The sequence below is a fragment of the Saccharopolyspora sp. NPDC047091 genome (genome assembly GCF_040643635.1).
Lineage (GTDB): Bacteria > Actinomycetota > Actinomycetes > Mycobacteriales > Pseudonocardiaceae > Saccharopolyspora_C.
On the sequence record NZ_JBEYUS010000102.1, the window covers coordinates 1 to 15,823 of the forward strand.

The 15,823-nt window shown below is 75.5% G+C and carries 1 protein-coding gene; it reads right to left on the bottom strand.

Annotated elements, in window-relative coordinates:
- The coding region (locus ABZ805_RS27580; protein ID WP_358446313.1) for an SDR family NAD(P)-dependent oxidoreductase at positions 1-15,823 on the bottom strand (15,823 nt) is incomplete at both ends.

The window sequence follows — 15,823 nt, forward strand, 5'->3', positions numbered from 1 at the left end:
GCACGCCGTGCAGCGCGCCGTGCTCGGCCAGCACCTCCCGCACGCAGCGCTCGACCTGCGCGCGGTCGGCGACGTCGAGCACGCGGTAGCTCGGGTGCGCGCCGGCGTCGGCGAGCTCCCGCAGCAACTCCGCCGGTTCCCGCTCGGACCGCCCGGCCAGCACCAGCCGCGCGCCCGGGGCGCGGGCGGCGATCTCGCGGGCGAAGGTGCCGCCGAGACCGCCCGCGCCACCGGTGATCAGGTAAATGCCGCCGGCACGCCAGGGCACCACCTCCGGCGCGTCGTCCAGCGCCGTCCAGGCGGGCACCTCGCGGCGCTCGCCGTCGCGGCGCACCACCTCCGCGCCGGTACCGGCTTCGGCGCGCAGCAGCGCGGCGAGGTCGGTGGCACCGAGCGGGGTGCCGACCTCGACGAGCTGGGCGAGCAGCTTCGGGTGCTCCAAGCGGGCGGTGCGCAGCAGTCCGGCGAGCGCGGCGGAGATCCGCCCGGCACCGGCGGCGGGCACCACGACCTGCAGCAGCACCGGGCCGTCGCGCAGCGCGGAGATCGCCGCGCGCAGCCGGGCCAGCACCGACTCGGCCTGCGCGGTGAAGCGCTCCGCGAGGTCGTCGGCGTGCGGGAGCGCCGCGCAGCGGACGCCGAGCTCGTCCTGCAACGCCTGCGGGTCGACGCCCACCCCGGCCAGCAGCACTTCACGGCGGGCCGGTGCCCCGGTGGTCGCCGCGGCCGGTTCGGGGCGCCAGCCGACGTGCATCAGGGTCGGTTCGGCTGCCGAGCCGGGGTTGCCGGGCTCCGCCGGAGCAGCGGCGGCCGCGGTTCCGGTGCGCTGCGCGGTTCCGGTGTTCGCACCGGCCGTTGCGTTCTCCGCCGTTCCGACGTCGTCGATGCGCCGGGAGTTCTCGGTGGGCCGGGTGTGCTGGACCGGCTGGGCGTGCTCGATCGGCTGGGCGGCGCTCCGATCGGTCTCGGCGGGCAGCACCCGGGCGGTGAACCCGAGCAGCCGCACGCACACCGCGCCGTCCTCGTCGCACAGCTCGACGTCCATCCGCCGCACCGCAGCCCCGCCGTCCTGTGCGGCCGGGCGGACCACGGCGTACCCGGCGGCCGGGCTCGGCGCGAGGACGCGCACGTCCTCCAGCACGAACGGCAGCGCGGCAGCGACCTCGCCGGTACCGGTCAGCGACAGTCCGAGGGTGGCCTGCACGGCCGCGTCCAGCATCGCCGGGTGCAGCGTCCAGCCCGCGCCGTCCCGGGCCGCGTGCGGGAGCCGCAGCCGGGCGACCGCGAGCCCGTCGCCGACGTGCAGCTCCTGCACGCCGCGGAACGCGGGGCCGTAGCCGATGCCCATCCGGTCGAAGTGCGCGTAGAACTCGGTGTGCTCGACGCGCCGCGCGCACGCCGAGCGCAGCGCCGCCACGTCCAGCTGCCCGCCCGGCTCCGCCGGACCGGCCTCGACCAGGCCGCGGCCGTGCGTCCCGGCGGCGGTGCCGATCTCGAAGGCGTGGCCATCACCCTGCTCGCGCAGCGCGGTGCGCAGCAGCACCGGTTCGGCGACCTGCAGCGGCCGGGACCACACGACGTTGCGCAGCCTCGGGTGCTCGACGCCCGCGGCCCGAGCGGCCTGCACCGCCGACTCCAGGTAGGCCACGCCGGGCAGCACCGGCACCGAGCGCACCCGGTGGTCGGCGAGGAAGAACTCGCGGCCGGTCAGCTCGACGGCGTCCCCCGCCAGCGGGGAGCGCGCGACCCGGCTCGTCGCGGGCCAGTACCGCTCCCCCGCGAACGGGTAGGGCGGCAGCGGCGTGATCCGGAACCCGCCGTCGGCGAACAGCGGCGCGAAGCGGAAGTCCGCGCCCTGCGCGAAGAACTCGGCGAGCTCGGCCAGCGCGGGCCGGGACCCGTCGCGGAGCAGCCCGTCGATGCGCGCAGGCACGCCCGGGTCCCGGCGGCGGTGGCCGTCGGCGGCCGTGCCGGTGACGACCTGCTCGGCGGTGCCCGCGCGCAACCACTCGCGCAGCGCGCCGATCAGCTGGGCGCGGTCGGCGACCACCGCGGCCCACCGGTGCGCGCAGTGCCTGCGGCCGGTGGCCAGCGAATAGGACACGTCGCCGACGTCGAGGTCCGGGTGCTGCTCGGCGTGCGCGAGCAGCCGTTCGACCTGGCTGCGGCGCACCTCCTCGTCCTGGCCGGAGAGCACGACCAGCCACGCGGGCCGTGCGGCGTGCCCGCGCGGGAGTTCCGGCGCCTGCTCCAGCACGGCGTGCACGTTGGTGCCCGCGGCGCCGAACGAGCTCACCGCGGCGCGGCGCGGCCCGGTCGTGGGTTCCGGCCAGGGCCGCAGCTCGGTGTTCACGTAGAACGGGCTGCCGTCCAGCCGGATCTCCGGGTTGAGCTCCGCGAAGTGCAGCGTCGGCGGCAGCTGCTCGTGCTCCAGCGCCAGCAGCGCCTTGAGCACCCCGGCGACCCCGGCGGCGAACTGGGTGTGGCCCACGTTCGTCTTGATCGAGCCCAGCGCGATCGAGTCGGCCCGCACGTCGCCGAAAGCGGCGCGCAGCGCGGAGAACTCGATGGGATCGCCGAGCGGGGTGCCGGTGCCGTGCGCCTCGACGAGCTGCACGCTCGCCGGGTCGATGCCGGTGCGCTCGTACACGCGGCGCAGCAGCCGCTCCTGCGATCCGGCGCTGGGCGCGGTGAGCCCGTTGGTGGTGCCGTCCTGGTTCACCCCGGTACCGCGGATGACGCCGTGCACGTGGTCGCCGTCGCGCACCGCGTCGGACAACCGCTTGAGCACCACCACTCCGGCACCCTCACCGGGCACGAAGCCGTCGGCGCGGGAGTCGAAGGTGTGGCAGCGGCCGCGGGTGGAGAGCATGTTCGCCCGCACCGCGGACCGGTAGAAGATCGGCGTGGACTGGAGGAACACGCCCCCGGCCAGCGCCATCGAGGTGTTCCGCTGCCGCAGGTCCTGGCAGGCCTGGTGGATGGCCACCAGCGAGCTGGAGCAGGCCGTGTCCACCGAGATCGCCGGTCCCTGGAGGTCCAGGAAGTAGGAGATGCGGGAGGCGATGACCGAGGAGATGTTGCCCCACAGCGTCTGCGGCGGCGCGTCGTCGCCGAGCAGCTGCTGGTAGTCGCTGGGCGGCCCGCCGACGTAGACGCCGCAGCCGCTGCCGTCGAGGCGTTCCCCGGCGTGGCCGGCGTCTTCGAGGGCGTGCCAGCACTCCTCCAGGAAGAGGCGCTGCTGCGGGTCGGTGCAGGCGGCCTCCTTGCCGGACATGCGGAAGAACCAGGCGTCGAACCGGTCGATGTCCTCGACGAAGCTGCCCTGCTGCCGCGCCCCGTCGGGGCCGAGTTCGGCGGTGAGGTCCCAGCGGGTGACGTCGCCGACGAGGTCGTCGCCCGCGGCGAGGTGGCGCCACAGCGCCTCGGCGTCCGGGGACTGGGCGAAGCGGGCGGCGAGGCCGATCACGGCGATCGGTTCGTCCTGCTGGGGAATCGCCGTCGAGTCCGATGTGGACTCAGCTGGGGCCGAGCCGTTCGGGGCCGGGTCGTTCCCGGCGGCCCGGTGGCCGTTCCGGGTCGCTCCGTTGCCGGCGGCACCGTTGGCGCCGTGTCCGTTCGGTGCGGAAGCGTTCGGTGCCGTCCGGTTCGGTGCGTCCCCGTTCGGTGCCGTCCCGTTGGGTGCCGTCCCGTTCGGCGCGGAACCGTTCGGTGCAGAAGCGTTCGGCGCGGAACCGTGCACCGCAGAACCGTGCACCGCAGAACCGTTCGGCGCGGAACCGTTCAGCGCGGAACCGTTCGCGGCGACACCGTTCGCCCCGGAGCCCCCGGCCGACACCCCGGCCGCCACGTCGAACCCGTTGGCGGGCACCGCGTTCAGCGGGCTCGCCACGTCCTCGGGATCCGCGAGCGAGTCGCGCAGGACGGCGGCGTGCCCGTCCAGCAGGTGCGCCACCAGCCGGTCCAGCGAGCTGTGCTCGAACAGCGCCGTGCTCGGCAGGTCCACGCCGAGCGCCGCGTTCACCGCCCGCACCAGCTTCACGCTCAGGATGGAGTCGACGCCGAAGTCGGAGAACGATGCCTGCGGGTCGATCTCGTCGGGTTCCATCATGAGCACCCGGGACAGCTCGCCGAGCACCCGCTCCCCGACCAGGTAGCGCAGCGATGCCTCGTCCAGCGCGGGACGTGCCGCGGGCTGGGCGACCCTCGGATTCGGCGCCGCGGCGGCGGTGCCGCGGCTCGCCCGCTTCGGCGGCTCGCCCGACACCCAGTAGCTCTTGCGCTGGAACGGGTAGGCGGGCAGCGGGGTGCGCCGCACGTCCAGCCCGGCGAACAGCGGCGCGAAGTCGACCGCCGCACCGGACAGGTACCGGTCCCGCACCGCCTCGTGCCCGGGATCGCCCGCGACGGGCGCGCCGTCCAGCCACCCGGACAGCTGCCGCAGCAGGGATTCCCGGTCGGCGGCGACGAACGCGGCGCGGTGCGCGTGGTGGTCGCGTCCCCGCGCGAGGGTGTGGGCCACGTCGCCGAGCACCGCCTCCGGTGCGGCGTCCAGGTGCGCCCGCAGGTCCGCGACGCGCTGCCGCAGCGGGGCCTGCTGCGGGGCGGAGAGCACGACCAGGTGGGAGCCTCCGGTGTCGCCGCGTGGGGCCGCCGGGACGTCCTCGACGACGAGGTGCCCGTTGGTGCCGCTGAACCCGAACCCGCTGAGCCCGGCGGTGCGGCGGCCGCGGGAGTTCGGCGTCCACGGCCGCAGCTCGGTGTTCACCCGGAACGGCCCGCCGTCCAACCGGATCGCCGGGTTGAGCTCGTGGAAGTGCAGCGAGGCCGGAATCTGCCCGTGCCGCAGCGACAGCACCAGCTTGAGCAGCCCGGCGACACCGGCGGCCGAGGTGGTGTGCCCGAGGTTCGTCTTGATCGAGCCGAGCTCGATCGGCCCCGGCGCCCCGGCGAACGCGGCGGACAGCGCCTGGCACTCCAGCGGGTCGCCGAGCTGGGTGCCGGTGCCGTGCGCCTCGATCACGCCGATCTCGGCCGGGTCGATGCCGAAGTCCTCGTGCACCTGCCGGATCAGGCGTTCCTGGGACAGCGCGCTGGGCGCGGTGATGCCGTTGGTGGCCCCGTCCTGGTTGACCGCCGAACCGCGGATCACGGCGTGCACGTGGTCGCCGTCGGCGAGCGCGTCCGACAACCGGCGCAGCACCACCACGCCCACGCCCTCACCGGGCACGAACCCGTCGGCGGCCGCGTCGAAGGTGTGGCAGCGCCCGGTCGGCGACAGCATCCCGCCGCGCCCGGCGGCGAGCTGGGTGCCGGGGGTGGTGGTGACGCTGACCCCGCCGGCGAGGGCGAGCTCCGTCTCCCCCGCCCACAGCCCCTGGCAGGCCAGGTGCACCGCGACCAGCGAGCTGGAGCAGGCGGTGTCCACCGCGATCGCCGGTCCGTGCAGGTTCAGGTGGTAGGCGACGCGGCCCGGCACCACCGAGGGCGCGTTGCCCCACGCGGCCTGCGCGGGCGGCGACTCGTCGAACCACTCGGTGTAGTCGCCGCCGGTGCAGCCGACGTACACGCCGCAGCGGCGGCCGCTGAGCTCGGTGCTCGCGTGCCCGGCGTTCTCCAGCGCCGCCCACGCCTGCTCCAGCAGCAGCCGCTGCTGCGGATCGGTGTAGGTGGCTTCGATGCCGGTGAGGTTGAAGAAGTTCGCGTCGAACTCGTCGATGCCGTCCAGGAAGCTGCCCGCCCGGCAGTCCAGGTCGTCCACATCGGACAGGTCCCAGCGCTCGATCGGGCCGACCAGGTCGTCACCGGCGGCGAGGTGCCGCCACAGCGCGTCCACGTCGGGGGATCCGGCGAACCGGCCGCTGATGCCGACGATCGCGATGGGTTCGCGGGTGGCGCGGGGACGCGCCGCGGGTGCGGCGGTGCTCGGGTCCGGTGCGCTCGCGGAGGATCGTCCGGTCGCCACGGCGGATTCCGCCGCACGGGCGGTCGATTCGCCTGTCGGAACGGCGGATTTCCCTGCCGGGAAGGCCGATTCGCCTGCGAGGACGGTGGATTCCTCTGCTGTGCCGTGATGTCCCCGTGCCGGAACGGTGGTTCCCGACGTCGGAGCGGCCGGTTCCGGCAGGGCGGGCAGCTCCGGCGCGTGATCCGCGGCGATGTGCGCGGCGAGCTGCGCGACGCTGCGGTAGTCGAAGATGACCGTGGTCAGCAGGTCCACGCCCAGTTCCTCGTTGAGCCGCTGCACGAATTTCGCGCCGACGATGGAGTCCAGCCCGTAGTCGGCGAACGCCTGCTCCAGGCCGATCCGCTCCGCCGGCATCCGCAGCGCCTCGGCGAGCGCGGCCAGCACCACGTCACCGACCGTGGTGGTCGCCCGCTCCACGACCGGCGCGGCGGCCGGGGCGAGCTCGGTCACCTGCGGTTCCGCCCTCGGCGCACGGGCGAGCCCGTCGCTGTGCGCGACGACGATCTGCTGGCCCAGCGCCAGCGCGTCCGCCGCCGGGTGCGCGAGCCCGGTGAAGCCCTCCTGGTGCAGCACCCGCCGCCAGCTCTCCGGCGACAGCGCGGGGCTGCCGGGCGCGCGGAGTTCGGCGTCGTCGTAGAGCCACCAGCCGTCCAGCAGCCCGAACGTGAGGTGGTTGACCAGGTAGAACCCGCTGATCTCGTTGAGCGCCAGCAGTCCGCCGCCGCGCAGCAGCGCCTTCGCGTGCCGCAGCGCGGGCCGGATGTTCTCCGTCGCGTGCAGCACGTTCGCCGCGATCACCACGTCGAACGCCCCGGTGTCCAGGTCCTGCTCCTGCGGCGGGGTGGCCGCGTCGAACAGCCGGTAGCCGAGGAAGTCCCGGCCCGGACCGAAGGTGTCCTGCGCGTTGTGCAGGAAGGCCTGCGACAGGTCGGTGAAGCAGTACTCGGCGAGCCGGAGGCCGCTCCGCTCCACCGCGTCCAGCACCGGCCCGGTGGTGCCGCCGGTGCCCGCGCCGACCTCCAGCACCCGCAGCGGGGCGGCCGGGTCGGCGGCCTGCCGGGCGCGCAGGTGCGCCACGACCTGCTCGGCGAGGACCGCGTTGAAGTGCTCGGCCACCCGGTTGTCCCGGTACACCCCGGCGACCAGGTCGAACGAGCCCTGCGGGAACAGCACGTCGGTGGCGGTGGTGCGGCCGCGCAGCACGTCGCCCAGCGCGGGCAGGGTGCGGTCCAGCAGCCGCAGCGGGGCCCGCAGGTCCGCGTTCAGCTCGGCCCACCGCGGCGCTTCCCGCTGCCAGTCGGCGCGCGCCGCGGCCGCGTCCTCGGTGCCCGGTGCCCAGTTCCCGGTGGCGTCGATCAGGCCGTGCTCGGTGAGGGTGCGCAGCGTCGCGGTCAGCCAGCCGTCGAAGCGGGCGTCCACCCCGCGGGCGTGCCGCTGCGCCGGGTCCTCGGACGGGTCCAGGCCCGCCGCGCGCAGCTCGGCGGCGACGCAGCGGCTCAGCGCCGCGTCGATCTCGCCCGGCACCGGTCCGGCGTGGTGCTCGGCGAGCGCGGCGGGCAGCGCCACCGGCGCGGCCTCGACGGCTCGGGTCGGCGAGGCGGGGTGCTGCTGCAGGAGTTCCCCGGGCAGCGCGCCCTCGACCGGCAGCGGCCTGCCGAGGCGCATGAACCCGATCTGGTCCAGCGGCCCGGCCAGCAGCCGCTCGATCGCCCCCATCGCGGTGGACACGTCGATCGGCGCCAGCCCCATCGCGGTCACGTCGCGCAGCAGCTCGTCCGGCACGTTGCCCCAGTAGCCCCAGTTCACCACCTTCACCGGGAACCCGAGTTCCGTGCGCAGCTCGGCGGCGCGGGCGTCCTCGAACGCGCAGGCCGCCGAGTAGTGCGCCTGGTTAGCGTTGCGGATGAAGCTCACCAGCGAGGAGATCAGCAGCAAGAAGTCCAGCCGGTGCCCCGCGAACACGTCCGCGAAGTGCACGCACGGATCGACCTTCGCGCCGAGCGTCGCGTCCAGTTCGGACTCGGTCATCTCGGCCAGCGGCGTGTGGCTGAACACCATCGCCAGGTGCACCACGCCGTCGATGCGGCCGTGGCGGCGCAGCACCTCGTCCCGCATCCCGGCCAGCGCGGCCGGATCGGCGGCGTCCGCGGACAGGTACTCGGGGGCGCGGCCACCGGCGGCGACCTGCGCGGCCTTCGCGCGGATCGAGTCGTCCTCGGCGCGGCGCCCGACCCACACCACGCGGGCGTCGTGGGCGCGCAGCAGGTACTCGGTGAGCATGACCCCCAGGTCACCGGCACCACCGATGAGCACGTACACGCCGCCGCGGCGCAGCACCGGTGCCGCCGGCGCCGGGACGTCCGCCACCGGCAGCAGCTGCCTGCGCAGGTACTGGCCGCCGCGGCGGGCGAACGGGTGCGCCCGCCGGTCCGCGGGCAGCGCGAACACCTCGGCCGGGACGAACGGTTCGCCGTCGGCGAGGTCCACGGCGCGCAGCCGCCAGTGCGGCTGCTCCTTCGCCAGGCCGCCGAGCAGCCCGTGCAGCCCGGCCTGCGCCGGATCGGCCGTGCCGGTGCCCTCCGGGTCGAAGGCGTCGCGGGTGAGCAGGGTGAGCCCGAGCGGCTCGTCGTCCAGGCCGAGCGCGGTGATCGCGCGCAGCACCCGGAACAGCCGCCGGGTCGCGGTGCGCTGGTCGGCGATCCGCTCCGCCGCGGCCGTCGCGATCCGGGTCGGGAACCGCATGATCACGTGGTCGACGGGGGTGGTGATCCGGTCCGCGTCGTCGGCGCCGAGCTCCACCAGGTGCGGGTGCCGCTCGCGCAGCGCGGCGAGCTCGGCGGGTTCCAGGCCGATGGCCACCAGTCGCGCGTCCCGGGCGGGGAACGGCTTGCCGCGCAGCAGCCGCGCCGGTTCCCACACGGGGTGCAGGGTGAGGTCGCCCGCGGGGATCTCGTGGGGTTTCGCGGGCGGGGTGGTGGAATTCGGGGTGATGGGGGTCGCGGCGGTGGCGGCCGAAGCGGTCGGGATCGCGGCGGTCGGGATCGCGGCGGTCGGGATCGCGGCGGTCACCTCGGCGCCGGTGGCCGCAGCGGGCAGCGTCCGGCCCTGGCTCTGGCTCTGGCTCTGGCCCTGGCTCTGGCCCTGGCCCTGGCCCTGGCCCTGGCCCTGGCCCTGGCCCGAGCCGACCTCCGCGCGCGCCACCGGGTTCGCGGGCGGTTCCCCGAGCCCGTCGGTGTACCAGTACTTCTCCCGCGCGAACGGATATCCGGGCAGCCCGACCTTGCGCGGCCGCGGCCCGTCGGCGTGCACCCGTGCCCAGTCGACGTGCAGCCCACCGGCCCACGCCTCGGCCAGCGGCGCGAGCTTCCCGCGCCGCACCCAGCGCAGCACGGTCTCCTGGAAGTCCTCGTCGGCGAGGAAGCCCTGCGCGGCGCCGCTCGCACCGTCGCGCACGTGCCCGCCCGCGGGCGTGCCGCCGCCCGCGCAGGTGTCCAGCGCCGCGACCAGCGAGTCGAGGTCGCGCACGACCACGGCGAACCGGGCGCGCATCGCCTCCCGGCCGACCTGCAGCGTGTAAGCGATGTCGGCGAGGTCCGCGTCGGACCACTCCCCCGCGCGCAGCGCGTCCCGCAACCGGCCGGCGGACTCCCGCAGCCGCTCCGGGTCGGCGGCCGAGAGGACCACCAGGACCGGCTCCACCGGGCGCGGGCCCGGTTCGGGGACGAGGTGCTCCTCGACCAGCAGGTGCGCGTTGGCACCGCCCGCACCGAACGCGGAGAGCCCGGCCAGCCGCGGCTTGTCGCCGTTCCGCCGCCACGGCCCCGCGTCGCGCTGCAGCACGAACGGGGTCCGCGGGAAGTCGATGTTCGGGTTGGTGCGCTCGGCGTGCAGCGAGGGCACCAGGGTGCCGTGGCGCAGCTGCAGCAGCAGCTTGCTCAGCCCCGCGATCCCGGCAGCCGATTCCAGGTGCCCGATGTTGGACTTGGCGGACCCGATGGCGCAGAACTCGCGGTCCTCGGTGAACTCGGCGAACGCGGCGGAGAGCCCGGCGATCTCGATCGGGTCGCCCAGCGAGGTGCCGGTGCCGTGCGCCTCCAGGTAACCGATGTCGCGCGGGTCCGCGGTGGACTCGCGCCAGGCGCGGCGGATCACCGCGGCCTGCGCGTTCGGGTTGGGCACGGTGAAGCCGTGGGTGTGCCCGCCGTGGTTGACGGCGCTGCCGCGGATCACGCCGAGCACCCGGTCCCCGTCGGCGAGCGCGTCGGCCAACGGGCGCAGCAGCACGGCGCCGACGCCCTCGCCGGGCACGTAGCCGTCGCCGCCCTCGCCGAAGCTGCGGCAGCGGCCGTCGCTCGCCGCGAACCGGCTCTCGCCGATCATCAGGTACTTGCTCGGGTGCAGCGACAGGTTCACGCCGCCCGCCAGCGCCACCCCGCACTCACCGCGCTCCAGCGCGGCGATGGCCAGGTGGATCGCGGTGAGCGAGGAGGCGCACATGGTGTCGACGGCGACGCTGGGACCGCCCGCGTCGAAGAAGTACGACACGTGGTTGGCGATGGAGGCGAGGCTGCCGGGCACCACCACCGGATCGCCCAGCGCGGTCCGCTCGGCGCCGTGCAGCTGGTACTCGGAGTACATGGCGCCGACGAACACGCCCACGTCCCCGGCGTCGGTGCCGACCCGGGCGCGGGCGGCGGCGCGCAGCGCGTCGCGGGTGTAGCCGGCGTCCTCCAGCGCCGAGTACGCGGTCTGGAGGAACAGCCGCTCCTGCGGGTCCATGGTGGACGCCGCCTTCGGCGAGATGCCGAAGAACAGCGGGTCGAACTCGTCGACGCCGTCGAGGAATCCGCCCCACTTGGCGTAGGTCTTGCCGGGCACGCCGGGCCGCTCGTCGAAGTAGCGGTCGTGGTCCCAGCGGTCCACCGGGATCTCGGTGATGCCGTCCCGGCCGGCGAGCAGGTTCGCCCAGAACTCGTCGAGGTCGCGGGCTCCCGGGTAGCGCCCGGCCATGCCGACGACGGCGATGGCGGTGCCCCGGTCGGCGGACGCCGGTTCGACGACGGCCGGAGCGGGGGCGGGTGCGGTGGCGGCGGGCGCGGTGGCGGCGGGCGACGTGGCGGTGGCCGGGCTCGCGGCGGCCGGGCTCGCGGTGCCCGAAGTCGCAGCAGCCGGAGTCGCGGGGGCCGGAGTCGCGGGGGTCGAAGCGGTGGCCGGAGTCGCGGTATCGGCCGGTGCCTGAACGGCCGCGGCGACCGGTTCCTCCTCCGCGGTCACCCCGACCAGCGCCGCGAGCGCCTCCGGCTGGGTGCGCAGGAAGTGCGCCACCAGCCCGTCCACGTCGCGGACCTCGAAGAACAGCGTGCTGCCCACGTCGTCGAGCACCCGGCGCACCGCGTCGGTCAGCTGCACCACCAGGATGGAATCGATGCCGTAGCGGTCGAAGGGCACGTCGGAGCGGATGTCGGCGACGGGCAGCTGCAGCGTCTCGGCCACGAGCCCCCGGAAGTAGTCGGCGGCGGCTTCCCGCACCCGCCGCGCACCGTCCAGATCGGACGAACGGGTTCCCGCCGCCGCAGCGGGGTTCTCGACCGGTTCGGCCGAGGCGACCGGGCGCACCGGGGCCGCGTCCGCCAGCACCCCGCGGAACGCGGACACCTCGCGCGGCTGGCGCACCACGCCGTCGCTCTCGGCCACGATCACCTGCTGGCCGAGGTCGTCGGCCCCCTCGGCGCCGACGAACGCGCTGCGGAACCCGACCTCGGCCAGCAGCCGGGTCCAGTTCTCCGGGGACAGCCCGGGAGACCCGGCGATGCGCGGCGCCGGGTCGTCGTAGAGCCACCAGCCGTCCAGCAGCCCGAACGTGAGGTGGCTGAACACGATGTTGTCGGACAGCTCGTTGAGCAGCAGCACCGCGTTCGGCCGGGCCGCGGCCTTCGCGTTGCGCAGCGTGTTGCGGATGTTGCGGGTCGCGTGCAGCACGTTGGTGGCGATGACCACGTCGAACTGGCCGGGATCGGTGTCCTGGCCCGCCAGCGGCTGCTCCGCGTTGAAGATCCGGCCGTCCAGGTAGGGCGCGATCGGGCCGTAGGCCTTCTTGGCGTGCAGCAGGAACGCCTTGGAGATGTCGGTGTAGCGGTAGGTCTCGATGCGCTCGGCCCACGGTTGCAGGCGGCGGAACACGACGGCGCTGGTGCCGCCGGTGCCCGCCCCGATCTCCAGGATGCGCAGCCGCGCGCCGGGGTCCTGCTCCAGCCGCCGCCGCAGGTAGTCGACGAGGGTGTCGGCGAGCACGTCGTTGAAGTAGTCGGCGACCGGGTTGTTCTTGTACACGGCCTCGACGAGGTGCAGCGAGGTGCCGGGGAACATCACGTCGGTGGCGGGGCGGCGCCCGGTGAGGATGTCCGGCAGCGCCCGCAGCGTGGTGTCCACCAGCACGGCCTGGGCGCGCTTGGCGTCCTCGGTGAGCCAGCGGTCCTTGTCCCGGTCCCAGTCCGCCCAGGCGGCGTCCAGGTCGACCGGGCGGGCGTCGGTGCGGGCGTAGCGGTCATCGCCGTCGTGGCGCAGGTGCCCGGCTTCGGCGAGCACGGTGAGGCTGTGCCGCATCCACCGCTGGTAGCGGTCCTGCACGCCGCCGACGGCGCGCCATTCGGCGGCGGTGGCGGCGCGGTCGTCGGCGAACAGCCCGAGCGAGCGCAGCAGCGCCCAGGTGATGCGCACCAGCGCGTCGTGCATCGACCCGGCGTGCCCGTCCGCGCCGGCCCGCAGCCGGGCGACCTCGTCGTGCCGGTCCGGCCTGCCCGCGCGCAGCTCGCCGATCAGCGACGGCGTGGTGGCGGGCAGGTGGGTGAGCGCGTCCTCGGAGTAGCGGCCGTCGATGCTGCGGCTGTCCGAGGCCTTGAGCAGCGCCAGCTGCGGGTGCGGGGAGGCCAGCAGTGCGTCGAACGCGGCCATGCCCTCCTCGGGTTCGATGGAGCCGAGGCCGAGCTGCGCCATCCGCTGCCGGTAGCCGTCGGCGGTGACGATGCCGACGCCCGCCCAGTAGCCCCAGTTCAGCACCTTCACCGGGCAGCCGAGCCGGTCCTGGAGGGTCTCGGCCCAGGCGTCGGCGAAGGTGCAGCCCGCCGCGTAGTTGGCCTGGCCCGGTGCCTTGAAGAACGCCTGCATCGAGGAGAAGAACGCGGCGAACCGCAGCGGCTGGCCCGCGAACACCTCGGCGAGGTTGACCGACACGTCGGCCTTGACCGCGAAGGTGGTGCGGAACCGTTCCTCGTCCATCCGGGCGAGGGTCTGGTCCCCGAGCACGATCGCCGAGTGCAGCACCCCGGTGATCGGGCCGTGCCTGCGCACGATCTCGTCCCGGGCGCGGGCGAGCGCGTCCCGGTCGGTGGCGTCGGCCCGCACGTAGTCGGGGCGCGGGCCGTGCGCGGCGAGCGCGTCCTGCTTCGCGGTGATCTCGGCGTCCTGCTGGCGGCGGCCGAGCCACACGACCTGGGTGCCGTGGTGGCGCAGCAGGTGCTCGGTCCACACCTGGCCGATGCCGCCCGCACCGCCGATGGCGACGACGACGCCGCCGGGCTGCGGAGGTGCGGCGGTGGCGCCGGGCGCGGGGACTTCGAGGAGCCGCTGCCGGTACCACTCGCCGTGGCGGTGCGCGAGGGTTTCGCCGTTCGGGTCGGCGGGCAGCGCGCGGACCTCGGACCACGGGACCGGTCCGTCCAGGTCGGCACCGCGGACCTGCCAGTGCGGGTACTCCTTGGCCACGGTGCCGAGCAATCCGTGCACCCCGGCCTGCGCCGGGTCGGAGCCGGTGTCGCCGGGCAGCAGCCGCGCGCGGCGGGTGAGCGCGGTGAGGCCGAGTTCGCGGGCGTCGGCACCTCCGGCCAGCAGCGCCTTGACCAGCCGGAACAGCGCGATCGGGGCTTGCTCCGGGCCGTCGGCGGCCGGGGCGGTCCAATACACGTGCTCGACGTCGGCGGGCAGCAGTGCGGTGAGCTGCTCGACGGTGGCCTCGGCGACGACGTCGAGGACGGTGGCGGCCGGGTGGTGGCGGCGCAGCGCGGCCTGCTCCTCGGGAGTGCCGCCGACGAGCACCACGCGGGCCTGCGGAGCGGGCCGGTGCGGGGCGTCGTCGTCCGCGGGCAGCGCGTCCCAGCTCGGGGCGAGCAGCGTGGCGGCGGGCTCCTCGGCGCCGGTCACCTGGCGGGAGGCGTAGCCGCGCAGGCTCGCGCTGAGCCGTCCGCCGTCGTCGTACAGGTCGATGTCCACTTTGGTCACGTCCCGGTCGGGGGCGGGTTCGTAGCCCGCCGCGTGGCGCAGGTGTGCCCACATGCGCGCGGTGGTGGGGGTGAAGAGGTCGACGTGCTCCAGCGCGAACGGCAGCGCGGGCGCGCCGCGGCGTTCGGCGAGCGCGCCGGTGGTGTCGCCGTGCAGGCCGACGACGGCCTGGATGGCGCTGTCCAGCATCGCCGGGTGCAGCGCGAACTCGCCGGGAGCACCGGTGCCCGCGGGCAGTTCCAGCCGGGCCAGCACCTCACCGTCCCCTATGGACAGACCCTGCACGGCGCGCAGCCGGTCGCCGTGCCGGATGCCGACGGCTTCCAGCGCGTCGTGGCACTGCTGCCGGGTGAGGGTGCGGTGGGCGCAGCGGGCGCGCAGCGCGTCGAGGGATTCCGGTTGCGGGGCGGCGGGTTCCGCGATGCGCCCCTGGGCGTGCACCTCGGTGCCGTCGCGCAGCACCCGGAACGCGTCGCCGTCGAGGCGCACCGCCAGCTCGGCGCCGTCGTCGGCGACGGGAAACGGCGCGGGCCACACCACGTCGCGCAGCCGCAGCGGCGCGGTGCGGTCGCCGGTGGCGGCGCGGTGGGCGAACTCCAGCGAGAGCACGCCGGGCAGCACGGCGCGGCCGTTGACGTGGTGGTCGGCGAGGAAGAACTCGTCACCGCTGAGCCGGATCCGGTAGGCGGGGTCCGCCGGAGCGGTGACCGCCGCGGGCCGCGCGGTCGCGGCCGCCTCGGATGTGGCGGGAGCCGCCTCGAAGGGTGCGGGGCCGGCGGTGTGCGCGGCGGCGGGCCGTTCGATCCAGTACCGCTGCCGCTCGAACGGGTAGGTCGGCAGCGGCACCTGGCGGCGCGCGGCGGCCGGGAAGCTCGCGGCGAACCGGTCCACCTCCCCGCGCACGTACGCCCGCGCGAGCTCCTGCGGTGCCAGCGCGCGGTCCCCGTCGACGGGCCGCGGATCGGCGGCGGTCTCCCCGGTCAGCACCTCCGGCCCGGCGTTCCCGGCGAGCCAGCCGCGCAGCCGGTCGGCCAGCGCGGGCAGGCCGGCGGCGGTGGTGGCGAGCCGGTGCGGGAAGTGGCTGCGCCCGGCGGCGAGGCTGTGCGCGACGGCTGCGGCGGGCAGGCCGGGTTCCCGGTCGAGGTGCGCGAGCAGCCGCTCCACCACGGACCGCAGCGCGGCGGGCGTGCGCGCCGACAGCAGGAAGGCGTGCTCGCCGGGGGTGTCGGCGATCGGGGCGCCGCGGTGCTCCTCCAGCACCACGTGCGCGTTGGTGCCGCTGGCGCCGAACGAGCTCACCGCGGCGCGGCGCGGTCCCGAGGCGGGTTCCGGCCAATCGCGGGTGTCCCGGTCGATGCGGAACGGGCTGCCGTCCAGCGCGAGCGCCGCGTTCGGCTCGCCGAAGCCGGGCCAGCCGGGGATCCGCCGGTGCCGCAGCGCCAGCAGCGACTTCAGCACCCCGGCGATCCCGGCGGCGAACTGGGTGTGGCCCAGGTTGTTCTTGACGGTGCCCAGCGAGGCCGACCCGGTGGGAGACGCGGCGTAGGCGCGGGTGAGCGCGCGGAACTGGTTGGGTTCTTC